This is a genomic window from Leeuwenhoekiella blandensis MED217, from assembly GCF_000152985.1.
Lineage (GTDB): Bacteria > Bacteroidota > Bacteroidia > Flavobacteriales > Flavobacteriaceae > Leeuwenhoekiella > Leeuwenhoekiella blandensis.
Map to the genome: position 1 here is coordinate 1,213,994 of NZ_CH672395.1, position 24,192 is coordinate 1,238,185.

Annotated in this window: 24 protein-coding genes; 17 read left to right on the forward strand and 7 right to left on the reverse strand. The window is 42.8% G+C overall.

Annotated features, from left to right (window positions below):
• Nucleotides 1-14: 14 nt before the first annotated feature.
• Together MED217_RS05270 and MED217_RS05275 are read right to left on the reverse strand one after the other, a co-directional pair.
• Nucleotides 15-230 carry a hypothetical protein gene (locus MED217_RS05270; protein ID WP_009779445.1) on the reverse strand — a complete coding sequence of 72 codons (216 nt, stop codon included), beginning with the start codon at nucleotides 228-230 and terminating at the stop codon, nucleotides 15-17.
• 143 nt (nucleotides 231-373) lie between these two features.
• The gene (locus tag MED217_RS05275; protein WP_009779446.1) at nucleotides 374-790 is read right to left on the reverse strand and encodes a hypothetical protein; all 417 of its coding nucleotides are present in this window, start codon (nucleotides 788-790) and stop codon (nucleotides 374-376) included.
• Nucleotides 791-1,059: 269 nt separating this feature from the next.
• On the opposite strand from MED217_RS05275, the gene MED217_RS05280 reads away from it, so the two are divergent.
• The 10 genes from MED217_RS05280 to MED217_RS05325 all read left to right on the forward strand — a co-directional run bounded on the left by MED217_RS05280 (nucleotide 1,060) and on the right by MED217_RS05325 (nucleotide 14,073).
• Nucleotides 1,060-2,445, forward strand: a complete 1,386-nt coding sequence (locus MED217_RS05280) for a glycoside hydrolase family 28 protein (RefSeq protein ID WP_040532599.1) — start codon at nucleotides 1,060-1,062, stop codon at nucleotides 2,443-2,445.
• Between the two features lie 377 nt (nucleotides 2,446-2,822).
• Complete coding sequence (locus MED217_RS05285) at nucleotides 2,823-4,463, forward strand: TldD/PmbA family protein (protein ID WP_009779448.1); 1,641 nt, start codon at nucleotides 2,823-2,825, stop codon at nucleotides 4,461-4,463.
• A gap of 31 nt (nucleotides 4,464-4,494) precedes the next feature.
• Nucleotides 4,495-5,811, forward strand: coding sequence for a TldD/PmbA family protein (locus MED217_RS05290; protein ID WP_009779449.1), 1,317 nt, complete (start codon nucleotides 4,495-4,497; stop codon nucleotides 5,809-5,811).
• A 117-nt stretch (nucleotides 5,812-5,928) separates the two neighbouring features.
• Nucleotides 5,929-6,549 (forward strand): DUF4159 domain-containing protein, encoded by a 621-nt coding sequence (locus MED217_RS05295; protein ID WP_040533258.1) that lies wholly within the window; start codon nucleotides 5,929-5,931, stop codon nucleotides 6,547-6,549.
• A gap of 9 nt (nucleotides 6,550-6,558) precedes the next feature.
• Complete coding sequence (locus MED217_RS05300) at nucleotides 6,559-7,551, forward strand: AAA family ATPase (protein WP_009779451.1); 993 nt, start codon at nucleotides 6,559-6,561, stop codon at nucleotides 7,549-7,551.
• A 6-nt stretch (nucleotides 7,552-7,557) separates the two neighbouring features.
• The gene (locus MED217_RS05305; RefSeq protein WP_009779452.1) at nucleotides 7,558-8,454 is read left to right on the forward strand and encodes a DUF58 domain-containing protein; all 897 of its coding nucleotides are present in this window, start codon (nucleotides 7,558-7,560) and stop codon (nucleotides 8,452-8,454) included.
• Nucleotide 8,455: 1 nt separating this feature from the next.
• Nucleotides 8,456-9,688 (forward strand): BatA domain-containing protein, encoded by a 1,233-nt coding sequence (locus MED217_RS05310; protein ID WP_009779453.1) that lies wholly within the window; start codon nucleotides 8,456-8,458, stop codon nucleotides 9,686-9,688.
• Nucleotides 9,685-11,904 (forward strand): hypothetical protein, encoded by a 2,220-nt coding sequence (locus MED217_RS05315; RefSeq protein WP_009779454.1) that lies wholly within the window; start codon nucleotides 9,685-9,687, stop codon nucleotides 11,902-11,904. Before MED217_RS05310 ends, MED217_RS05315 begins: the two co-directional genes overlap by 4 nt.
• The gene (locus MED217_RS05320; protein ID WP_009779455.1) at nucleotides 11,897-13,636 is read left to right on the forward strand and encodes a hypothetical protein; all 1,740 of its coding nucleotides are present in this window, start codon (nucleotides 11,897-11,899) and stop codon (nucleotides 13,634-13,636) included. Before MED217_RS05315 ends, MED217_RS05320 begins: the two co-directional genes overlap by 8 nt.
• A 137-nt stretch (nucleotides 13,637-13,773) precedes the next feature.
• Nucleotides 13,774-14,073: a hypothetical protein gene (locus tag MED217_RS05325; protein WP_009779456.1), complete on the forward strand. Its 300-nt coding sequence runs from the start codon at nucleotides 13,774-13,776 to the stop codon at nucleotides 14,071-14,073.
• Between the two features lie 120 nt (nucleotides 14,074-14,193).
• Here MED217_RS05325 and MED217_RS05330 read toward each other — a convergent pair whose 3' ends face one another.
• The gene (locus MED217_RS05330; RefSeq protein WP_009779457.1) at nucleotides 14,194-14,826 is read right to left on the reverse strand and encodes a nitroreductase family protein; all 633 of its coding nucleotides are present in this window, start codon (nucleotides 14,824-14,826) and stop codon (nucleotides 14,194-14,196) included.
• A 93-nt stretch (nucleotides 14,827-14,919) separates the two neighbouring features.
• Between MED217_RS05330 and MED217_RS05335 the strand changes: the two genes are divergently transcribed.
• Genes MED217_RS05335 through MED217_RS05345 form a run of 3 tightly spaced genes read left to right on the forward strand, consistent with a single transcriptional unit; the run spans nucleotide 14,920 to nucleotide 17,695 of the window.
• Entirely contained in the window at nucleotides 14,920-15,279 is a 360-nt protein-coding gene (locus MED217_RS05335; RefSeq protein WP_009779458.1) for a winged helix-turn-helix transcriptional regulator, read from the forward strand.
• A complete protein-coding gene (locus MED217_RS05340; protein ID WP_009779459.1) occupies nucleotides 15,276-15,692 on the forward strand; it encodes a Fur family transcriptional regulator in 417 nt (138 codons plus the stop codon). The genes MED217_RS05335 and MED217_RS05340 overlap by 4 nt, the downstream gene beginning before the upstream one ends.
• Before the next feature lie 41 nt (nucleotides 15,693-15,733).
• Complete coding sequence (locus tag MED217_RS05345) at nucleotides 15,734-17,695, forward strand: heavy metal translocating P-type ATPase (RefSeq protein ID WP_009779460.1); 1,962 nt, start codon at nucleotides 15,734-15,736, stop codon at nucleotides 17,693-17,695.
• Between the two features lies 1 nt (nucleotide 17,696).
• On the opposite strand, the gene MED217_RS05350 is transcribed toward MED217_RS05345, so the two are convergent.
• From MED217_RS05350 to MED217_RS05365, 4 genes are read right to left on the reverse strand one after another with little or no spacing between them, the layout of a single operon-like run.
• Nucleotides 17,697-18,356, reverse strand: a complete 660-nt coding sequence (locus MED217_RS05350) for a hypothetical protein (protein WP_009779461.1) — start codon at nucleotides 18,354-18,356, stop codon at nucleotides 17,697-17,699.
• On the reverse strand, nucleotides 18,353-19,186 hold the full coding sequence (locus MED217_RS05355) for an ABC transporter permease (RefSeq protein WP_009779462.1): 834 nt from the start codon (nucleotides 19,184-19,186) through the stop codon (nucleotides 18,353-18,355). Before MED217_RS05355 ends, MED217_RS05350 begins: the two co-directional genes overlap by 4 nt.
• Nucleotides 19,183-20,034: an ABC transporter ATP-binding protein gene (locus tag MED217_RS05360; RefSeq protein ID WP_009779463.1), complete on the reverse strand. Its 852-nt coding sequence runs from the start codon at nucleotides 20,032-20,034 to the stop codon at nucleotides 19,183-19,185. The genes MED217_RS05355 and MED217_RS05360 overlap by 4 nt, the downstream gene beginning before the upstream one ends.
• Entirely contained in the window at nucleotides 20,028-20,573 is a 546-nt protein-coding gene (locus MED217_RS05365) for a hypothetical protein (RefSeq protein WP_009779464.1), read from the reverse strand. The genes MED217_RS05360 and MED217_RS05365 overlap by 7 nt, the downstream gene beginning before the upstream one ends.
• Nucleotides 20,574-20,804: 231 nt before the next feature.
• Between MED217_RS05365 and MED217_RS05370 the strand changes: the two genes are divergently transcribed.
• The 4 genes from MED217_RS05370 to MED217_RS05385 are packed head-to-tail and all read left to right on the forward strand — an operon-like array spanning nucleotide 20,805 to nucleotide 24,156.
• Nucleotides 20,805-21,638, forward strand: coding sequence for a GLPGLI family protein (locus MED217_RS05370; protein WP_083777981.1), 834 nt, complete (start codon nucleotides 20,805-20,807; stop codon nucleotides 21,636-21,638).
• 2 nt (nucleotides 21,639-21,640) lie between these two features.
• Nucleotides 21,641-22,483, forward strand: a complete 843-nt coding sequence (locus MED217_RS05375) for a GLPGLI family protein (RefSeq protein ID WP_009779466.1) — start codon at nucleotides 21,641-21,643, stop codon at nucleotides 22,481-22,483.
• Between the two features lie 31 nt (nucleotides 22,484-22,514).
• Entirely contained in the window at nucleotides 22,515-23,333 is an 819-nt protein-coding gene (locus MED217_RS05380) for a GLPGLI family protein (RefSeq protein WP_083777982.1), read from the forward strand.
• A 10-nt stretch (nucleotides 23,334-23,343) separates the two neighbouring features.
• On the forward strand, nucleotides 23,344-24,156 hold the full coding sequence (locus tag MED217_RS05385; RefSeq protein WP_009779468.1) for a GLPGLI family protein: 813 nt from the start codon (nucleotides 23,344-23,346) through the stop codon (nucleotides 24,154-24,156).
• The last annotated feature ends 36 nt before the right edge of the window (nucleotides 24,157-24,192 follow it).

A 24,192-nucleotide genomic window follows, 5' to 3' on the forward strand; every position in this document is an offset into this window, starting at 1 on the left:
AAAAACAGACTTGATTATTCAGCTTCTGGAGTAGTAACAGCAGCGCTGTCAACTACAACTTCAGCAGGAGCTTCAACAGGAGCCTCTTCTAATACAGGAGCTTCAGGAGTTACTTCCTCCATAGAAGTTTCTTGCATAGCCTCATCTGTAGTTGCTTCTGCAGACTCTCTGCAAGAAGAAACAGTGATGAATAAACTCAGTGCGAAACCAGCTAAAATATTGCGTTTCATAGAATGTGATTTATTGCGTTAAAAATGCGAGCGAATGTACTTTAAATTCCAATTCGCGCAACAAAAGCAATACTATTTTTTTAAACTTTTAAAAATCTGAAAATCAACGTTCTGATTGTTGTTTATCTGTGAAATAATACACTTTAGGCATAAACTTTAGCCAAAGACGAGATTTTGGACGCCAGATATTCATCACGCTGAGAAAATTCGACCCATTCCGGATGGATTTTTCTGAACTCGATCAGGGTGTAATTGCGTACGATCTGCTCTAAGAGGATACGGCGCGACTTTCTGAGCGTGGCCAGATTGATTTCCAAACATTGCGAACTGTTAGAAAAACTGATTTGCGTGCGTACAAGAGGATTCCAATAGGTTTTGATAAGTAATACCTCTTCCTGAGAATTGTGAATGTGGGAGAAAAGTTCTTGGATTTGTTGAGCTTCTTCTTCGGTTAGGTTCTGAAGCAGTTGGTTTTGAAAAAACGAACTTTTAAGTACTTGTGTGGTCCTTCTAACGGCGCTATCCACTAGAGGGTTTTTTCCTTGATAGATTAAATTCATAATGGGCAGGTTTGAATTTAGATTTAAAAAATAATTCTTTCATTAGGGTGGAGCTATGGTTGGATTGTTCTAAAAGTACTAAAAACTATAGGTTAATTAACTGTTAATCAATGTTTTTAGTGTATTTTCAACATTTCCTCTTTTAAATCTTTATAATTGATTTATACTCTTAAAGAATTGTAAATCTTTCAATAACAAGCGCGCAGGAAAGGACAGGATGAACAGTCTGGATCAAAACCATAACTTACTTTTCTAATCCAAATGTATAGATGAAAAGAATAAGATTGCTGCTAATGTTCTTGCTTACGCTCCATATAGTAGCGTGTAAACAAAAAAAATCTAGGGAGCAAGCGTTCGCATTAACACGAGACACACTTCAGGTAGAAGCTCCTTTTGGTGCCTACACAATTCAATCTCCAAACTTCGAGAATGCTCCTCGTTTGCTGATTACCGATTTTGGAGCAGACCCTAACAATAAAAAGAAAAATACCGAAGCTATTGCGGCTGCTATTGATAGCGCACATGCAATTGCTGGAGGTACAGTAGTAATTCCTAAAGGAGAGTGGCTCACGGGTAAAATCCATTTTAAAAGCAATGTAAACCTGCATTTAGAAGAAGGAGCGACGTTGCTGTTTTCAGAAGATCCTCAGGATTACCTTCCGGCAGTTTTGAGCACTTGGGAAGGGATGGAATGTTATAATTATTCACCGCTTATCTACGCCTATGAATGTGAAAATATAGCGATAACCGGAAAGGGTAAATTGAAAGCCAAAATGGATACTTGGGAGGTTTGGTTCGCCAGACCCTCAGGACATATGCAAAATCTGAAACGGCTTTATGAGATGGCTTCAAAAGACATTCCGGTAGAAGAGCGACAGATGGTAAACGATTCTGCAAACTTTAGACCTCAGTTTATTCAGTTCAATCGATCTAAACATATTTTGCTTGAGGGGATCGCTATTGAAAATAGTCCGTTTTGGGTAATCCATCCGTATTTATCTTCTGATGTTATTATTAGAGAGGTAAATGTGTTTGCGCACGGTCATAATAATGATGGCGTAGACCCCGAAATGAGTCAGAATGTGTTGATCGAGAATTGTGTTTTTGATCAGGGAGATGATGCTATTGCAGTAAAAGCAGGACGTAATCAAGATGCCTGGCGTTTAAATACACCAGTTAAAAATATCGTAATCCGGGATTGCTCCGTAAAGAACGGACATCAGCTGTTGGCGATCGGGAGCGAACTTTCTGGCGGAGTAGAAAATGTGTATATGGGCAATTGTGAGGTAGCGCCTAATGCAAAGCTCAACCATTTACTATTTATAAAGACCAATGAACGCCGCGGGGGCTATGTAAAGAATATTTATATGGAAGATATCAAAGCGGGAAGAATTGATAAGGGCATCTTAGGGATTGAGACCGATGTGCTCTATCAATGGCGGGATTTGGTACCCACGTATGAGCGCAGGTTAACGCAGATAGAACAGGTGAATATGACCAACATCAAAGCGGCGAATGTCGATTTTGTTTCCCGTATTTTAGGAGAAGAAGAGGCACCGGTTCAAAACATAAGCTTGCGTAAGGTCACTGCCGACACGATTAGAACGGAATCAGAAATACATCAGCATGTAAATGGATTTACAAATACACAGTAAAAGAAAGGTCCTAAAGTAGTCCAACTTCAAAAAGCTCCTGTAACCTGCAGGAGCTTTTTTTGTGTTTTTAAGAGGTTAGCGAATTAATAAAATTGAAGATGGAATATTTTCAAACTGATAATAAAAAGGATTCAAATTATCGATTTAGCAGTAGGCTTGAAAAATTGATAATACCGCTTATAGATTCTGTTAAAATTTTAAGTTTTTAAGCTTTTTTTAAGATATTGAGAAAATTATATCGATTAGTTTAGGGCTCGTCTCTCACTGGATTTACAGAAGATTTACTGATTTTGAATCTTGCTTTTTTAGCAGAATTTTAAAGGTTTAGGCTTTAGTGGTGGGATATAGTTCATTAATCAAAAACTCAAACCGTTTTTATGAAAAGAAGAAATTTTGTGCAATTAGCAGGATTGGGAGCGGGAGCGTTGATGGTGCCTTCAGCAATGATAGGAAACAACATCGCCGCCGAAGCATTATTAGAACCTGGTCTTGATATTGCTACCAAAAAATCACTGGCCGATGTGGCGCTAAACACCGCACGCTCCCTCGGCGCTTCGTATGCCGATGCGCGTATAGGTCGCTACCTTAATCAATATGTATTTACCCGCGAGGATAAAGTGCAGAATGTAGTAAATACTGAATCTTTTGGTATTGGGGTACGCGTGATCGCTAATGGAACCTGGGGCTTTGCATCAACTAACGATGTAACCGATGCGGGAATCAAAAAAGCCACGCAGCAGGCGGTTGCTATAGCAAAGGCAAATTCAAAAATTCAAACGGAGCCGGTAACGCTTGCTCCGGTAGAGGCACACGGCGAAGTAAGTTGGAAAACACCTATCGTCAAAGACTTTAGAGAAGTTCCGGTTTCTGAAAAGGTAGAACTGCTGCTCGACGCAAATTCAGCGGCGATGAATGCAGGAGCCAACTTTGTGAATTCGGCCTTGTTTATGGTGAATGAGCAAAAGTATTTCGCATCGACAGACGGTTCTTATATCGATCAGGATATTCACCGCATCTGGCCCACCTTTGGCGTTACAGCCATAGACCGTGAAGCCGGGAAATTCAAGTCTCGTGATGCACTCAGTGCGCCGATGGGAATGGGATATGAATATATGGACGGATTGGATAGCGAAAAGCTGAAGAGTCCTGCCGGATTCAACCTGTATCGCAACAGCTATGATATTATAGAAGATGCAACAACAGCTGCAAAGCAAGCCAAAGAAATGCTTACTGCGGAATCTGTAATGCCGGGCAAATATGATTTGGTGCTAGAGCCGAATCACCTTGGTTTGACGATTCACGAATCGGTAGGACACCCGCTGGAGCTTGACCGTGTATTGGGTTACGAAGCCAATTATGCAGGAACCAGTTTTGCTACCTTAGATAAATGGAAAGCCGGTGACTTTAAATACGGTAGCGATATTGTAAACATCGTAGCCGATAAAACCCAACCTCATTCTCTTGGTGCTGTAGGTTATGATGATGAAGGTGTGAAGACCAAGAAATGGGATTTGATCCGTAATGGAACGCTGGTAAATTATGAAGCGATTCGTGATCAGGTAAGCATCTTAGGGCAGAATGAATCCCACGGATGTTGTTATGCACAGAGCTGGAATGATGTTCAGTTTCAGCGTATGCCTAACGTTTCACTCGAGCCGGGCAAAGAGCCGTATTCAGTAGAAGAAATGATCAAAGACGTAGAAAAAGGAATCTACATCGCAGGGCGCGGTAGTTATTCTATAGACCAGCAGCGCTATAACTTCCAGTTTGGCGGTACGGTATTCTACGAGATAAAAGATGGTAAGATTGTAGGCATGTTGAATGACGTGGCTTATCAATCAAACACGCAGGAATTCTGGAATTCATGTGCAAAGATCTGTGACGAGAAGGATTACCGATTATTCGGTTCGTTCTTTGACGGAAAAGGACAACCTTCTCAGGTAAGTGCCGTTTCTCACGGTAGTTCAACGGCACGTTTTAACGGAGCTAATGTCATCAACACGGGCAGATCGGTCTAACTCTTTTATCTAACAACTAATACAAAGTACAATGGCAATATATACAGAACAAGAAGCACGTGAGATCTTAGAGAAGGCGATGAGCTTTTCTAAGGCTGATGCGTGTGTAATGAATCTTGGCGGAAGCGAGAGCGGCAACATTCGCTATGCGCGAAATACCGTTTCTACCGCCGGCCACCAGTCTAATCAAAGCTTGGCTGTGGTTTCTAGCTTCGGAAAGAAATCAGGAACGGCAACCATAGACGAATTTGACGATGAGTCTCTGGAAAAAGTAGTGCGTCGCTCAGAAGAATTGGCGCAGCTTTCACCAGAGAACCCAGAATATATGGAACCTCTAGGGCCACAAACCTATGACGAATCAATTACCTACGTAGAAGCTACAGCGAATGTAACTCCAGAATATCGTGCCGAGGTGGCTGCAAACAGTATCAAGCCTGCTGCTGAGCAGGATGTGACGGCGGCAGGGTTTTTAGATGATGGAGCAGGCTTTAGCGCAATGCTCAATTCAAACGGATTGTTCGCTTACAACAAATCGACCAATGTTGATTTTACAGTAACGATGCGTACCAACGATGGTACCGGTTCGGGTTGGGTGACCCGCGATTATAATGATATTACCAAGTTTGATGCAGAAGAAGCATCAGCAATCGCAATAGATAAAGCGGTGATGTCGCGTGAGGCGAGAGCGATCGAGCCGGGGCGTTATACCGTGATCTTAGAACCTGCTGCGGCAAGTGATCTGTTAGGTAGATTCCGTGGCGCGTTCAACGCACGTACTGCTGATGAAGGCCGAAGTTTTATGTCTAAAGAAGGTGGAGGAACAAAATTAGGAGAGAAAATTGTTGACGAGCGCGTGAACATTTGGTCAGATCCATTGCATCCTGACGTGCCTGCTTCTACCTGGAGCGGCGATGGTTTACCACGCAAAAAAACACAATGGATAGAAAACGGAGTCGTAAAAAATCTTGCCTACGACCGTTATTGGGCATCGCAGCAAGGTGTTGAGCCGGTACCTTTTGCAGCCAATATGATTATGGAAGGTGGCGACACCTCTTTTGAAGAAATGATCAAAAGCACAAAACGTGGAATCTTAGTGACGCGTTTCTGGTACATTCGTTCGGTTGACCCGCAAACGCTCTTGTTTACAGGACTAACCCGCGACGGGACTTTTTATATCGAAAACGGACAGATAAAATATCCGGTGAAGAATTTCCGCTTTAACGAGAGTCCGATCATTATGCTCAACAACCTTGAAGCTTTGGGTAAACAGGTACGCGTAAATGGAAACCTCCTACCGTACATGAAGGTCAGAGACTTTACGTTTACCAGTCTTTCAGACGCGGTTTAAACAAAAAAACAACGATAAACTGGTTACTTTATAAGTAGCCAGTTTTTCTTTTTCATTAAAATAGATTGAAGTTTGGCTTTCGCCAAAAATAGAAATAGCAAACCCCTTAAACTTCCGTTGAATACCGAATTTTTCTTCACACGATTGCAATACGAGTCGGGCGACTGGGATGTAGACCAGCGTATGCCCTCCAATATGCTCAACTCGCTTGTAGAATATACCACCCTTAAGATCAGTACCACCGAAAATATCATCTCGCTAAGTAGCGATGCGATTTTTGAATGTCCGTTTTGTTATATCTCGGGACATAAACTGGTGCAGTTTACACCCAAAGAACGCGAGAATTTTGAGAATTATGTGCGCAACGGTGGTTTTGTATTTGCAGACGATTGCAATCACGATATCGACGGACTCTTTGCAAAATCTTTTGAGCGACAAATGGAAGAGATTTTTGGCCCTGACAAACTCAAAAAAATCCCGAACGATCACGAACTCTATTCTTCCTTCTTTGAATTTGAAGACGGTCCGCCGGCAACCTCTCAGGAGCTCAACGGCTGGGGAGATGACTTGGTGCACGAGTACTTAAAAGCTATTGAGATCAATGGCCGCATCGGGGTGTTGTACAGCAATAAGGACTACGGTTGCGAGTGGGATTATGACTTTAGGAACAAGCGATTTTATAGAATAGACAATACACGATTTGGGGTGAACATTGTGATGTATGCCCTGACCTCATAACTTAAACGTATGGATAACAACTTGGTAAAAATCGAGCAGGAGGTAATGAGCCTTACGGCGAAAATCAAACAGCTCAAACAAGAAATAGGTAAGATCATCATCGGTCAGGAAGAAACGGTCGAGCAGTTGTTGATCACTTTTCTTGCTGGAGGTCACGCCTTGCTGGAAGGGGTTCCCGGGCTGGCAAAAACCTTGATGATACGCACATTGGCACAAGCCATAGATCTTAAATTCAAGCGCATTCAGTTTACGCCAGATTTGATGCCCAGCGACATCATAGGAACCGAGATTCTCGAAGAAGATCAAACCACCGGAAAGAAATTCTTTGAGTTCAATAAAGGACCTATTTTTTCAAACATCATCCTTGCCGATGAGATCAACCGTACACCGCCCAAAACACAGGCGGCCTTGCTCGAGGCCATGCAGGAATTTGAGGTGACCTATTCCGGGAAGACTTACGCCCTGGATAAACCCTTTTTTATTCTCGCAACGCAAAACCCCATCGAACAATCGGGAACTTTCCCTTTACCGGAAGCACAACAAGACCGTTTCTTGCTCTACATCCGCATCGGCTATCCAACCGAAGCAGAGGAAACCACGATTTTAAAAGCGACTACGAGTTCTAAAAAAACAAAAGTTGAATCGGTGCTTAGCGGCGAGGAGATCATACGCTTACAGCAACTCGTACGCGAAATTCCCATCAGTGACGAACTGATAAGCAAAGTGAGCAAGATCATTAGAGCAACCCGCCCTGAAACGACGAGTGACGAATACGTCAAACAATGGGTAAGTTGGGGTGCAGGTCCGCGTGCTGGTCAGGCGATGATCTTAACGGCAAAAGCCAGAGCGCTTTCACAAGGCCGGCTATCGGTGACTCCAGACGATTTGAAGTTCGTGGCTTTCCCGGTGTTGCGTCATCGCGTGATCGTCAATTTTAAAGCGGAGGCTGCAAATATTACGACAGATACCGTGACTCAAAAACTATTAGAAACCATTTTATAAATCGGGATGCAAACCAACTATCAAGAATTGCTCAAACCAGAAATCCTACACGAAGTGTCAGGACTTAACCTGATCGCTCGGGTGGTTGTTGATGGTTATTTACAAGGTTTAAATCGCAGTAAAAGTCTGGGCAGCGGTATGGAATTTAGTCAGTACCGCGGTTACGAGCCGGGGGATGATCTGCGTTTGCTCGACTGGAAAATGCTGGCGCGTTCCGGGAGGTATTACATCAAGCAATCGGAGATCGAATCTCAGGTTTCGGTGAAGTTCATTCTCGACGCGAGCAACTCGATGGCGCACCAAGAAGGCGAGCTGACCAAAATGGATTATGCTCGGGTATTGGTGGCAAGCCTTGCGTATCTCGCACATCAACAAGGGGATGAGGTAGGTCTTTTCGCTTTAAGCGAAAACCACTTGACCACCATTTACCCCAAAGCCAGTATACAGCATTTTAACCGTTTGCTTCAGGAATTACTTACGGTAGAAACCACCGGAACCTGGCCGATGAATGCGATAAGCAATGAGCGCTTGCACGAGCGAGGACGCAAAGAACTTATCTTTTTTATTACTGATATGTATGAGCATAGCGACGAACTTTCAGCATTCATAAAAGCCTTGAAAACGGCACGGAATGAAGTAGCGGTCTTACAAATTATGGGGCAGGACGAAGTGAATTTTGACTATAAAGGGACAGTGACTTTTGAAGATCTGGAGACCGGGAGCAAATTGAAGGTTTCGGCAAAAGAGGCCAAGAAGCACTATTTGGAAACCCTGCAAAACAAGCTTATACAGACTGAAGAACTATTGCTCCATCAGGACATCAGTCATCAGGTATTTACGATGGGCGAACCGCTGGGAGAAACCCTGAATCTGTTCCTCAAAAAACGCATAAATCTCGTTTAATATGTTTTTTGCCAATCCGATGTATTTATGGGCTTTACTGGGACTCGCCGTTCCTGTAGCCATACATCTATGGAGCAAAGATGAGGGCAGAACCATCAAAGTAGGCAGCATTACCAACCTTAGAGAATCTGAAAACGCGCAAACGAGAACCCTACAGCTCAATGAATGGCTGTTACTGCTGTTACGACTGCTGGTGATCGCTTTGTTAGTTGTTATTTTGGCGGAACCTTTCGCTAAAACAAAAACCAAAAATCAGGATTTGGTGTATCTGGTTGAACCGGAATTATTAGAGATTGATACCTTCAAAACTTCTATGGATAGCCTGGCGGAAATCAAAGCAGTAAGATTACTTCAAGAAGATTTTCCGGAGTATAATCCAGCCGATTCGGTGAAAACCGCTGCGACCAACTATTGGCAACTGGCACAGGATTTTGAGAAACTAAAAGCCGATAGTCTGGTAGTGTATTCGCAAACGCTCCTTAGTGGATTCAAAGGAAAACGCCCGGAAATTACCGAAAATGTAAATTGGGTAACCATTGATTCCGCTCAAACCACAGCAGGGGTTGTAGCCTTGACCCAATTACAAGATTCGATAGAAGTGCTTGAGGTAAAAAGCACGAAGGAACAGCTACGCTTTAAAAAGTCTTTTAGTGAACCTGCTGTTGTACAAAACCTGGACACGGATCTCGAGATTCAAGCGGTAGACACGCTTCAGGTTTACGCATTCGCGGAAGACAACCTGCAAACCGATCTCAAATTCCTCAAAACCGGTTTTGAAGCTTTATCTGCGTATTTAAAGCGTCCGATTGCGATCACCGATATTATTCCGAATGAAACACCGCAGGAAGGAATTTTGATTTGGCTCAGCCCAAGCGACCCGCCTGAGTTTTCAGGGATGCTACTGGATTATCAGCCGAATGCGTTTGCTTCTGATTTGATCGTAAAAAACAGCACCCATTTTTCAATGACCCAAAACCTTACCCGAAAAAATGTGGTCGAACAACATCTTGCAGAACAGTTATTGCCGCTACTCAACTTATATCCCGAGTTGGATGAAGCGGTTCACAAATACGACCGTCGCGTGCTGGCCGATGCATTTGCAACACCCTTGCACACAGCAGAAGAGCAAGAACTAAACCAAGCCTCAAACATCCCGTTGACGCACTGGTTTTGGTTGGCCTTGCTCATCACCTTGATTGTTGAACGTGTGTTATCCCGAATTCGAAAGCAATGAGCAATACAGGAAAACATAGCGTCCTAAAATTCAAACAGCGTTGGCAAACCCAGTTATGGCTATTGGTGCTTTTATTGGCGTTACTTCCGGCGGTGTTGTTATTTATTTTGACCAAGGGTATTGTGGTGAGTATTGTGCTATTTATGGTCTTAGTACTCATCGGATTTTTGCTTTACAAACCTTTGGCGCTGGGGATTTCAAAAGTGCTTGCATACATAGATGCGCGCATTCAGTATTCGGAATACAGCGCAGGATTGGTATTTCAACCTACAGAAGAATTGAGCAGTTTAGGACAGATTCAGCGGTACCGCACCGAGCAGAAATTGGCAAACGAACTTAAAGCCTTAAAACCGCCTATCGATTTTAAAGGTTTCGGTTTATTGCTTTTTGGAGTACTTGCTGCCACGGTGATTTTCAGTTTTGTATTAAATGCAAATGACAGTCTTTTTGAGGAGGAAGCAATCCAACCGGAAAACGAAATGCTCATCCGCGCTGTGGATTCCGCGGAAGCGAAAATAATTCCGCCTAAAATCATCGAGCAATCCGTTACCGTGCGTTATCCCGCATATACCGGTATAGCTCCACGCACGAGCGAAAAAATGGATATCAAGGCGCTTGAGGGTTCGCAAATCACCTGGACCTTGAAATTTGACCAGTCGGTCGATTCGGTTTTTATGGAAAGTCAATCCACGCAGTATGCGATGAAAACCAACGGAAAAACTTATCGAAGAACACAGCAATTGACGACTTCTGGGTTTTACAGTTTCCGCTTTGTGGATACCTTGGGCAATGCTTACGTTTCCGATTTACACAGCATTGAGACTTTGGTTGACGCGCCGCCACAGGTGGATCTTTTGAATCTCGACCAGTTCACTTCGTTTGAGCCAGGAGACGACAAAAACATTGCTTTTGACACTCAGATCATTGACGATTACGGTATTGGTGCTGCTTATATTGTGGCGACGGTGAGCCGCGGTTCGGGAGAATCGGTGAAGTTTCGGGAGGAGCAGATAGCTTTTAATTCCGCTATAGCGAAAGGAAGCAAACAGCAGTCGCTTTCGCAAAAGCTAAATCTGGATCAGCTCAAAATGGAGCCGGGTGACGAACTTTATTTTTACGTGCACGCACAGGATTTGAAAACACCAAAGCCCAATGTAGCACGTAGCGAAACCTATTTTGCGGTGATCAAAGACACGACCGAATATGAGTATGTCGAAGCCGGAGGAATGGGCGTCGATTTGCTTCCGGATTATTTTAGAAGTCAGCGCCAACTCATCATCGATACCAAAAAACTGCTCAAAGACAAACCGAATTTAAGTACCAAAGAATTCAATTCGACCAGCAACGAACTCGCTTTTGACCAGAAAAGTTTGCGTCTAAAATATGGAGAATTTATGGGCGATGAAGCCGAAGGTGGTCTTGCGGCACAAACCGAAGATCCCGGTGTGCTGAGCGAGGAAGAAGGTGACCCGCTTGCAGAATATTCGCATCGGCACGACAGTTCCAATGAGCATAATCTGGTGGACGAGGAGCACGAGCACGAAGGCGAAGAAACAGAGGAGGAAGATCCGCTGGAAAAATACGTACACAACCACAGCGACCCCGAAGAATCGACCTTGTTTGCAAAATCTCTAAAACAGAAGCTGCGCGAGGCGCTCAATATTATGTGGGATGCAGAATTGCACCTAAGAATGTTTGAGCCTAAAAAATCCCTGCCGTATCAAAATGAGGCGTTGAAATTGATTCAAGAGATCAAAAACAGTTCGCGTATTTATGTGCACCGTATCGGTTTTGATCCGCCGCCCATCAAGGAAGATAAACGCTTGACCGGCGAGTTAAAAGAAGTTTCAAGCACCACAAAACAGGAGGATATGGAACAAGAGGTCCGTTTTGAAGCGATTCAAAAGGCCATCTCAAGATTAGAAGCCTTGATTGTACTTAAAGCGAAACCAACTCCAGAAGATCAGGAATTGTTTAAAGAAGCTGGTAACCAACTCGCAAGCTTAGCCATCGAGCAGCCTGGGAATTATCTGGAAACCCTACAACAACTCAATTGGATCTCGCAAAACTTGGATACCGATGTCGAAACTTTGAAAGAATTACAAAACGGGTTGCTAAAAGCCTTGCCCGCTGAAGAAGTAAAGCCCAATACACAACATGCCAAATATTCTAAACTGGATGCGGTGCTGGTAAAAAATCTGGATGCCGATGAGTGAGTTGACCTTTGTACATAGCGCCTATTGGATTCCGGGATTGATTGCTGCGGTAATATTATTCGTAGTTTTTGTAGTGAAAGAATGGCCGCGCAGAAGCAGCAGTTTTGTGTTGCGTCTTGTAGCGGGATTGGTAGCCGTTATGGCACTCTTGGCAATCGCTTTAAAACCGGCGCAGTGGAGTCTGGTTGAAGGAAAACAAGGAGTTTTACTCACTTCAGGATATCAGGAAGCACAGCTGGATAGTTTGCGGGAAACAAATCCTGAGTTAAAGGAGTTGGTGTATCAAGACCATATCGACCGGGACGAATTGGATTCAATCTCCCAACTTTTTATTCTGGGAAGTGGAATACAACCGTATGATTTTTGGCAGTTAGAAGGAAGAACTGTAAACCTTTTACAAACGGAAATCCCTGATGGAATCGATCAGCTTAAGTATTCAAAAACACTGGCAGAAGGAGAAGATTTAAACCTGACGGCCCGGTACACTAAGCCGAAACCCGGAAATCAAATCGTATTGCAAGCCCCGGGAAATTTAGGGTTAGATTCGATTAAATTTACGTCTAAAGCAGATACGGTTTTTTCGCTTCAAGCGACAGTAAAAGCCCCGGGAGATTTTGTGTATACTGTAGCGGAGAAGGATTCGCTGGGAACTCTGGTGAACAATCAACCTTTACCAGTACACATAAGCCCGGAAAAGCAATTGAACGTTGTGATGCTTTCGGCATTTCCGTCTTTTGAGTTCAAGTACTTAAAGAATTATCTGGCAGAGTTGAACCATCAGGTTTTGGTGCGCAGTCAGTTGACGCAAGGCCGGTTCAAGTATGAATATTTCAATCAAGAGCGGAAGTCTTTTAATGCGTTGGCTACTTCCGGTTTGAAGGATTTAGATTTACTAATTCTCGATGCGGGAGCCTGGCAATCCCTTTCCCGAAACGAACAAAACAGTATCAAAGAAGCAGTAACGCAGGAAGGACTGGGCGTGTTTGTGATGCCTAGTGAAGACCTGTTTTACGGCAGTCAGCCCTTGATCGATTTTAAGTTCACCCGAACCGCACAGACGGAAGTTGAGCTACAAGACGGCACAGTAGTTTCAACCTTTGGCTACTATTTAGATCCTGCAACCAACTTTAATGCGACACTAAAGTCGGGAAATCAAATTTTGGCCGGACAACGATTCTTAGGATTTGGAAGCGTAAGCACCACCGTATTGTCGAATACCTATGCCTTGCAATTAAAAGGAAATCAGGAGCGGTATAACAGGTTATGGAGTGCACTATTAACCTCGGTACTCAAACCGGAAAGCGATGTGGTCTTCTGGGAAGAACGGGGAGGAATAGGTACACCTAACGAACCCTACACCATAAAATTTCGCACTGCGGTTTCTGAATTCACCCTGACCGATACAGATGGGAATTCCATTCCTGTCATACAAGATCCAGACATCCCCGAGTTATGGTTAGCCACATTTTATCCCGAAGAAACCGGTTGGTTTACCTTAAGATTTTCCACAGGAGATACGGTTTCAGAATATGCATATTATGTGTTTGCCGAAGTGGATTGGAAAGCTAGAGCAGCGCAGGGGCTCACCAAAGCCAATCAGGACTTTTTTAGAAAAGGAGATGCTGAAGTAGAAGAACTTCAAGTTAAACGTCCTATCAATCCAATATACTTTTTTGTTCTCTTTGTGCTGGCTATGGGCTATTTATGGTTGGAGCCAAAGCTGCAAAGTTAAATTCTAATACGATTTCTTAAAATATATCATTTGGGCTTATAAAATTTAGAAAGCCTTAGCATATGATGCTAAAGTACTTTTAATCTTTTGCTGGTGAGCGCTAATGCTTTGTAAATTAGAATTATAAATTTTGAACGATGAAAACTTTACTAAGCATATTCAGCATAATCACACTAAGTTTAAGCACCGCGGTAATACCGGTGAATGATGATCCTAGCACCCAACAACTCACCTTTGATGGCTATGAAGGCGGGTACTATTTTTTCTCAGACGAAGCCTATCAAGCCGTGGTTCTGGAAAGTGATTCAGAACTTGTGATGGACCTAAAAAATAATGATGCGGTAGGTGAGCAATTTGAGGTAGCTTACGAACCTAAAGCACAAACTGAGACTTCTTCAAGTCAAGGTACCATTGAAAGCATTAAAAAAATTAAATAATTTATTTTGATTCCCCTCAACGAGAAAGTCCGGATTGTGAATCCGGACTTTTTTTAGGTCTACACTTTTCGGAAGATTAAATCCTAAAAGCTATAGTGTAGAATGCTTCGGGCTGTATGCTTATTTAATTTCGGTGATGAAATCCTCTTTAGGCGTACGCACTTTTTTCATATTCACTAACCAATCATTATCGGCATCGCGATAGCCCAAAGTGAGCAACAAGGTACTTTTATAACCAGAACCTTCCAATTCTAATAATTTATCTACTTCCGCAGGAACAAAACCTTCCATAGGCGTTGCATCAACTTTTTGTTCTGCCGCAGCAGCGATAGCCATCGCAAAAGAGATATAACTTTGTTTTGAAGCGTGATCTGCCTGCCACTCTTTACCTAAGGGTTCGTACAAACTCATAATATTTTGCTTGTAATCATCCATGGTTTCGTGCGGTAACCCACGCTGATCCATCGTATAATTAAAAACAGCACTTACGCGCGCATCGGTATACCCGTCCCAGGCAGCAAAAACCAATAAATGCGAGCAATCGGTAACCTGGCTTTGATTCCAGGCCACATTCTTAATTTTTTCAAGTAATTCCTTATTGGAGATCACAAATACTTTATACGGCTGTAATCCCGAAGAAGAAGGTGCCAGGCGGGCAGCTTCTAAAATATAATCCAGTTTTTCCTGAGGTACTTCAGCACCATTCATACTTTTGGCTGCGTAGCGCCATTTTAGATCATCTAATAAACTCATATGCTAATATAATTTTTAAGCAAAATTAGCCAAGCATGGTTACATAAAGTAACTTTGTAACAAAATAGCTAGTAACATTAGAGTAACCGGGTTATGTGTGAAGCAGATTTAAATTGTAAGGAGAAAATAAGAGCCATTCACGATACTATGGATGTGCTGAGCGGCAAATGGAAAGTTTCGATCATCGCCTGTCTGTGTTTTCAGGGGATGCGATTCTCTGAATTGCTTCGGGAGGTCGAAGGTATTTCAGGCCGTATGCTCAGCAGAGAGCTCAAAGATCTCGAGATGAATAAGTTGATCGAGCGAACGGTGGTAGATACCAAGCCGGTAAGCGTGTTTTATAAGATCACGCCTTATGGTGCTTCGTTAAAAGAATTAACCGATGTTATTGCCGAATGGGGCATCAAGCATCGCGCCGTGATCACCGAAGATTTTAACAAAGTCAGCGTATGAACGAGATCGAAAGCAAACTGAAACAAAAAGACGTGCGGCCTACAGCCATGCGTATGTTGATCTATAAGTTTATGGCCGAAAAGGAGGCGGCTCAAGCTTTGACCGATGTCGAACTGGCGTTTACTAAAGCAGATCGTACCACGGTGTATCGCACCCTAAAGACCTTTGAAGAAAAAGGGATCGTACATCAGATAGACGACGGTACCGGCGTGCTTAAATATGCGCTTTGCGAACCCGGATGCCGTTGCGATATCGATCGGGATTTGCATCTGCATTTCCACTGCAATTCCTGTGACAAAACCATATGCCTTACCGAGCATAAAATACCTCACATCAATTTACCACAAGGCTTTATTGCCGAAGATGCCAATCTGGTGGTTAAAGGCATTTGTGATGCCTGTAGCAGTTATTAAATGCACTTCTGTTGCACGTTGCTTTTATAGAACTTGCAACTATGAAAGAGCATAAACATCCTCATACGCATATAGCTGATGACGCGTGCTGCGCCAAACACAGCAAAGCACCCGCTACAGAACATCAGCATCACCATACGTTGGATTTTAAAACCTACGCGCCCGGATTGTTCAGTTTTTTGATGCTGGCTTCAGGAATGCTGCTAGACCATTTTGAAGCTTCCTTTTTCAAAGAAAGCTTCCGCTTGATTTGGTATATCGTGGCCTATATTCCGGTAGGGATCCCGGTGCTTAAAGACAGTTGGGAAAGCATTAAGAAGGGAGCGGTATTTACAGAATTTCTTTTGATGAGCATCGCAACGCTGGGCGCTTTTATTTTGGGCGAATATCCCGAAGGGGTTACGGTAATGTTGTTTTATGCCGTGGGCGAACTCTTTCAGCATGCTGCGGTGGATAAGGCCAAAAGCAACATCAAGGCACTGTTAGATGTACGGCCCAACGAAGCCCTGGTGTATCGCAATGCAAAGTTCACTCCGGTTGCTCCAGATGCTGTTGAAGTAGGGGAGCGGGTTCAGGTGCGGAAAGGTGAAAAAATACCTTTAGATGGAATCTTATTAAGTGCAAAAGCTTCATTGAATACGGCTGCCTTAACCGGAGAAAGTAAACCCGATACCATTACCCAAGGCGAAGCGGTTTACGCCGGAAGCATCAATAGGGATGAAGTGATCGAGCTGCAAACCACTGCGGTTTTTAAAGAAAGTGCGATCGCACGTATTCTGGAGTTAGTTCAAAATGCCACTTCGCGAAAGTCTAAAACCGAATTATTCATCCGAAAATTCGCTAAAGTTTACACACCTCTGGTGGCTTTTTTGGCCTTAGCCTTGACCTTTTTACCCTACTTCTTTGTTGCCGATTATGTCTTTAAAGAATGGTTATACCGCGCCCTGATCTTCCTCGTGATCTCGTGTCCCTGTGCTTTGGTGATCTCTATTCCTTTGGGATATTTTGGTGGTTTGGGTGCTGCTTCCCGCAACGGGATTCTATTCAAAGGTGCTTCTTTTCTGGATGCTATGACCAAAATAAAGATCCTGGTCACCGATAAAACAGGAACCCTTACCCAAGGGGTGTTCCGTATAAAAACCATCGAAGTGCATAACGGATGGGACGAAACCCGGTTTATGGCTTATGTTAAAGCTATTGAAGCCCAATCGACCCACCCCATCGCCAAAGCGATTCAGGAGTACGATGTCGAGTTAGAAGATCTGGAGGTGAAGAACGTTGAGGAGCACAGCGGACAGGGACTGAAAGCAACCATTAATGGAAAAACGGTGCTTGCCGGAAATGCCGAGTTGCTGAACAACCATAATATCGAGGTTCCGCAAAGCCTCGATGCTATTGCGGAAACCTTGGTGCTCGTCGCCATTGAGGACCAATTTGCCGGTTATATCGTGGTTGCCGATGCGCTGAAGGCAGATGCTAAAACAGCGATTCAAAAACTGAAAGAAGCAGGAGTGCAACAAACCGTGATGCTCTCGGGCGATAAGGACAGCATAACCCAACAAATAGCGCAAAGCCTGGGGATCACGTGGGCAAAAGGCGGACTTTTACCGGAAGAGAAACTGCGTGAGGTGGAGGAATTACAGGCGCAAGGGAGTACCAAAGTAGCCTTTGTAGGCGACGGTATCAATGATGCGCCGGTCCTGGCAACGGCAGATGTCGGCATCGCTATGGGCGGTTTAGGAAGCGACGTGGCCATCGAAACTGCAGATGTGATCATTCAAAACGACGAACCTTCAAAAGTGGCGCAAGCCATGCAGATCGGAAGGTCTACCCGTAAGATCGTTTGGCAGAATATAGCTCTGGCATTTGGTGTAAAAGCAGCGGTTTTAATTCTGGGAGCCGGCGGACTTGCCACTATGTGGGAAGCGGTGTTTGCCGATGTGGGCGTAGCATTTCTCGCGATTCTTAATGCGATCCGCCTACAAAATATGAAATGGAACTAGCTTAAGGCTGAAGGTCGATCTTGTAATCGGTGATCTTCAGTTTTAAGATGCCGGTTTTGGTATCCATATTCCGCATGGTTTTGCGGTCTATTTTTGTGTCACTTCCCATAAAATTCAGTGGGATTTTAAGCTTTTCGATAGCAAAGGCAACTTCTACATAACTGGGCAACACCGTCGATGCTCGATCGTATTCCATTTTGAGTTTATAGGTACCGTTCTTTTTGGTAGTGATCTCGGAGGCAGTGATGCGTTGCTGTTCTGTATCCAGAAACAAGGTTGCCAGCGCCATATCTGAGTCTTCACCGGTAGGAATCACATTGAGCACTTTTACTGGGGTTCCGTCAAGTGTTTGCATCCCGCGATCTACGGTGATAAACGGATGTTCAAACAATTCAGAAAGTGTAAAATCAAGACCGCGTTTGGGTAAGATCACAAAGTCATCACTAGAGAATTTGAGGTCTTTCCCACGCTGATATTCCATCGTAGCGCGTTTAGTGGGCATATTGATAAACGGCGCGTCGAGATCTAGTTGAAGCTTTGCCGAAAAGGTATTCACAGCGTCCATCTTTGCTTTTATAGCGAGTAAATCGGCATCAATTTCCTGAGCATTGCAGTTCAAACCGAACAGTAAAAAAGCGATTAAATATAAGGGTTTTATCATCCTACATCTTGTTTAGTAAACAGGTACATTCCGCCAAGGGCGACTAAAAAAGTATACACAGTCAACGCGATATTATCGATTAGAATCTCCTGTAATTGCAATTCGTAATCAAAAAAGCGCTGCCAAGAATTGGTAAGTTTAGCAAAGAAAAAACGTTCCATACTACCTAAACCGAAATCGGCTTTTAAAAGCAGCGAACTCAAAATAAGAAAGAAGGCTGAGGCGATCCAGGTTTTTGCAGGTTCTTTCAACAGTATCCCAAGCGTAACACTAACCGTCGTAAAAAAAAGCATACTCAAAGTTCCCGAAGCGAAGGCCATCAGGATGCGTTTAAATGCTTCTTCCGCAGGAAAAAAATTGAGCGTTCCCAAATACACCACCAGATCACCGCTACCAAAAATACCATAGGCGAGGACAAAGGTACTCGCCATTAGCAAAAGCAACATCAACAATGTGAAAATCGCTGAGGTAAGATATTTGGCCAGCATTAATTTACGCTTGCTTACGGCCTGAAGCATCAGCGTTTTTAATGTGCCGTTTTTATATTCTTCGGTGATGAGGGCCGAGCTGACGATCATTAAGATGAGTGGTAGATTAAACCACAGCGAGTTAAGAATGATGTAGAGCAGCAAGTTTCCGTTTAAAAGTGTTCCTTCAAAATAGAAGGATTGCCGCAGATTGTCGAGTAATAATTCTAAGATCGTTGCCCCTTGAAAGTAGGCGGCGATAAGAATGATAAACTCGATAAGCAAGACCGCAGCGACCGCATACCAGGTTTTACTTTCTCTAAAAAGCTTAAATAATTCAGCTTTTAATAAGGGAATCATCATGCGTTAAGCGGAATTATAAGTTGTTCTAAGGAAATGTTGGGAACACATGAATGTACCTCATATCCTTCTTCTAAAGTGCTTCGGAGTACGGCTGAAATTGGAACGTGTTCACAATTGATGGTCACCGTGTTTGTCTCGGCGTGCAGCACATAGGGTTGAAGACTTTGAGCTTTTTCAATAGCAGTTCCTGTGAGTGTATATACCGATATAAGCGCGTTGAGCAGGGTTTGCGTAGGACCTTCATTAACGATTTTACCTTGATCGATCACATACAGATAATCGCAGGACTTTTGAAGTTCTGCCATCAGATGCGACGAAACCAAGATTGCGATATTTTGTTGCGCAAGTGTTTTAATCAATTGAATAAGCGAAGCCACTCCCGTAGGATCCAAACCAGAAAAAGGTTCGTCTAAAATTAGCATATCAGGCGCGTTGAGTAAAGCGATGGCAATGCCCAGACGCTGCTTCATCCCCATCGAAAAGTTGCGCACAGGATCTTTACGATCTAGTGGAAGTCCCACTTGAGTTAAATAATTTTCCAGCGAAGTGCGATCTGCCGGAGCAGCTTGAATTTGAGCAAAAAGTTTGAGGTTTTCGTAAGCGTTGAGGTAGGGGTACAGTCCCGGTTCTTCGATCACAGCACCTATAGGTTTAGCTTGTTTTGAAGCAATATGCACCTCACCAGAATCTGGCGTAACTAACCCACAGAGTATTTTAAACAGGGTGGTTTTTCCTGCACCGTTGCGACCTAAGAGTCCGCTGATTTTTCCGGGTTCAAGAGCGATCGAAACCGCATCGAGCACCTTTCCTGATTTATAGGATTTGCTCAGCTTGATCGCATTTAGCATTCCGTTGTGATTTTTTGTGCGTTTCTAAATTCAAATTTTGGTTCGTAATATTTCTCTAAAAAGGTACGGGACCAAAAGTATTTTTTAAAAGGAAACAACGGATCCTGAATCATAAACTGCGGGATAAAGTGATACCATTTTATACCCGCTTGCGCATAATGCTGTTTGATCTCCGTTTCCATTCCTAATTCTTTAGCAGCAGCGTATAACGCCATGCGCTGGCATTTACTGCCTTTGTAATGTTCTGCGATTTTAGGCGTAAACCCGTGCTGAAACAAGTGATCTTTGATGCGTTTGTAGTTTTGAAAACGCGACCAGACATCCATCGTCACCAGAAAAATATGAATGAAAGAAAACATCAGGCACCACAACCAGAACGCGATGATAAGTATTGTTTTTTCGGTGTAGGCTTCTACAAATTTAGTGTAGTAAAAAACCGTTTCCAGAATAAACAAAAACAACGCGCCATATAAGAGTTTGCTTACATTCCAATAGGAAACAAAGGTGCTGGGTTGTTTAGGTAAATCACTAAAGTGCATGAATAAACGGGCTGAGTGCTACAAGTATACGCATTTACAGGTTTTGATAACAAGAAAGGCTTAGGATTAACGGTATTTTTTAGGGATTAGTAGTGCACAGCGCAATTTTAGAGTATTCTTAAAAATATGGTCAGCGTGCGTACAATTTGATATAAATACTATAAAAGTAGTTTCAAAACTATTTTTGTAGTTTTAAATGAGTATCTTGTAGCCTCATCAATCAAAATATCTATGCGAACCTTTATTGTAAACTTCATTATGTTCATGTTCTGTTTTAATCTTTTTCCGCAAGCAGATACCAATTATAAGATCACGTATCAGCTTACTTACAAGCCGGATAGTACCGATCTGGCTCAATTGAAAACTGAAAATTTTCAGCTCTTTACAAATGCTAAAACCTCATATTTTCTTAGTAATGCTGTGGTCTCAAAAGATTCTACTCGAAGAAATTTTGGGATAGGAGATATAGGCAGTGATGCCTATAAACGTGCTGCAGCATCCTGGGAAACCAACTTTTCTTATAGGATTTATAAAAAGCCGCTAGAAGAGCTGGTTTATCACTGTGAAAAAATCGCAACTGATAATTTTTATTATGCTGAAGACGTACATTTTGATTGGCAGATAGGGCAGGAGACTAAAACTATTGAAGGCTTTAGCACGCAAAAGGCCACAACAAGCTTTGCAGGACGAGACTACACAGCTTGGTTTGCCGCAGCAATCCCGATCTCAGACGGACCGTATAAGTTTTACGGACTACCGGGATTGATCCTCGAAATTGAAAGTACAGACGGCGATTATAGGTTTACGATGATCGGAATTGAAAAGACATCCTTTTATCCGGTTGTAAACACACCTCCAAAATCGCTGCAAAAAGCCACTAAAAAGGAACTCTTAAGGCTGCAACAGGAGTATTATGATGACCCAATAGGCTTTTTAAATAATTGGGTAGGGAGCAACGGTGCTTCGGTACATATAGGTCTTGAAGGTAAAGCTAAACAAGACCACTATGCCAAATATGGGAAACAGTTAGCGCCCAAGATGAATAATTTTATAGAGATCTACTAGCTATGAAGTATAGCTACCTTTTAATATCCCTTTTGCTAAGTTTCAATGGGATCAGAGCTCAGCAACAAGCTGAGGTTGAATATGACTATAAAGCGGTCTATAGGCTTACGTTTCAGCAGGATTCAACCGATATTTCTTCGATAGCGGAGGAAACCGTTTTGTTATACCTCAACCCAAACCAATCCCGGTATTTGAGCTTGGGACAACAGACCAAAGATTCCCTTTTTGCCACGCTCGATCGAAATACTAAAAGTATGGCGCAGTTTAGTCGAATACGAGCGATGATCCCAAAAACGGCATTCAATTACATCATCTTTAAGTCTACCAAAAAACAGCAACTGCTGTATGCTGAAAAAATTGTAAAAGATAAATTTAAATATGTCGAAAATCTACCCTTACAATCTTGGGAGATTCAAACAGAGACTAAAGCGTATTTAGGGTATACGGTGCAACGTGCAACAACTACTTTTGCAGGTAGGAAATATACCGCTTGGTTTACTGCAGCGCTTCCCTTTAGTGACGGACCGTATAAGTTTGGCGGGCTACCCGGCCTCATCCTTGAAATTTATGACGCGCAAAAAAACTATCATTTCAGCCTTAAAGGTTTTGAAAAGCTTAAAGAACCGGTGCAGCCTAATATACGTTTGAACACCTATAAGCGTGTTACAAAAGCCGACTTTCTACAGATTAAGGAGCATTATGAACAAGACCCTTTGGACGCAATGGAGTCGGCTGGAATCAAACTCGATTTTTCTAATAGCAGCTTAAGCCGCGCACAGGCAAAACAGGATTTAAGAGCTTCTCATCAAAAAAAGAACAATGCTATTGAGCTTTTAAATAACTAATTCGTTAGTTTTAACTAAATATGTAGTAGATATGATTGATTTTAAACTTCTAGTTACCATATTAATAACTATGTTTTCTCTGAATACCTTCAGTCAAAACAAACTCAAAGGAAAACTGGAATATAAAGTCACGTATAACTTGAGCTTTCAGCTGGATTCTACAGATGCCAACTCCCGCAAGGCAGAATTGATGATTTTGTATCTGGGGGAGGATTTTTCCAAATACTTAAGTCGGGCAAAAACCATCGCCAACCCAATCGTGGTAGAAGGGAACTCTGCTCATACCTCTCGTAATGCACTGACCAATTTTCATTATGAGATCATCAAAGAACGAGATAAGGACAGTTTATTGTATCTGCTCAAGATTGATAAATCAGATGATCGTTTAGTTTATGCAGAATCTAAGCATCAATTTGATTGGCAAATAGAACAAGAGACCAAGACCATTGAAGGCTTCACTGTACAAAAAGCGATAACAAGCTTTACGGGTAGGGCGTATACTGCTTGGTTTACTACAGAAATCCCGATCTCAGACGGGCCGTATAAATTTAACGGTTTGCCGGGTTTGATCCTTGAGATCACCGATACGCAAGGCTATTGGGATTTTAAATTTGTGGGGCTTGAAAAACTCTCGCCAAAGATCACCTACCGACTCAACCTCAAACAATACGAGAAAACCACAAGACCGGCGCTAGAGAAGCTGTGGCATCGGTATAGACAAGATCCATTTACATTTGGAGGAGGCATACCTGATAATATTACCATAAGTCCGGAGGTTCATAAAAAGTATGTTGAAAGTTTTGCTAAAATGTTAGAGAAAGAAAATAATCCATTAGAACTAAAGCAATAAAGGATTTCCTATGTCAAATTTTAAATTCTTCTCGATTCTAACTTTTATACTGTTTGCTTTGAATAGTAGCTTCAGTCAAAACAAACTCAAAGGAAAACTGGAATATAAAGTTACCTATAAGCTGAGCTTTCAGCTGGATTCTACCGATGCCAATTCCCGCAAGGCGGAACTGATGATTCTTTACTTAGGTGAAGACTTTTCAAAATACCTAAGTCGGGCAAAAACCCTCGCCAACCCGATCGTGGTACAAGGGAATTCTGCACATACCTCGCGCAATGCGTTGCCCCATTTTCATTATGAGATCATTAAAGAACGAGAAAAGGACAGTTTGTTGTATCTGCTTAAAATCCCTAAAATGGAAGATCGCTTTGTCTATGCAGAATCCAAGCATCAATTTGATTGGCAAATAGCGCAAGAGACCAAGACAATTGAAGGCTTCTCCGCACAAAAGGCGACAACCACGTTTGCCGGTCGGGAGTATACTGCTTGGTTTACTACAGAAATCCCCATCTCAGACGGGCCATATAAGTTTAACGGATTACCCGGATTGATCCTTGAGATCACCGATACACAAGGCTATTGGGATTTTAAGTTTGTAGGGCTGGAAAAACTTTCGCCTAAGATCACCTACCGACTCAACCTCAAACAATATGAGAAAACCACCAGGCCGGCACTTGAAAAGCTTTGGCATCGCTACCGAAGCGATCCTATGGGCTATGCTAATAATCCTAATGTTGTTGGAACTCCTGAAGTAGATCAATTTTATCGAGACGCGTTTGCCGAGATGTTACGTAAAGAAAATAATCCTTTAGAACTAAAATAGGTTGAAGCATAGGTTTGGATTGATAGTGCTTATTTG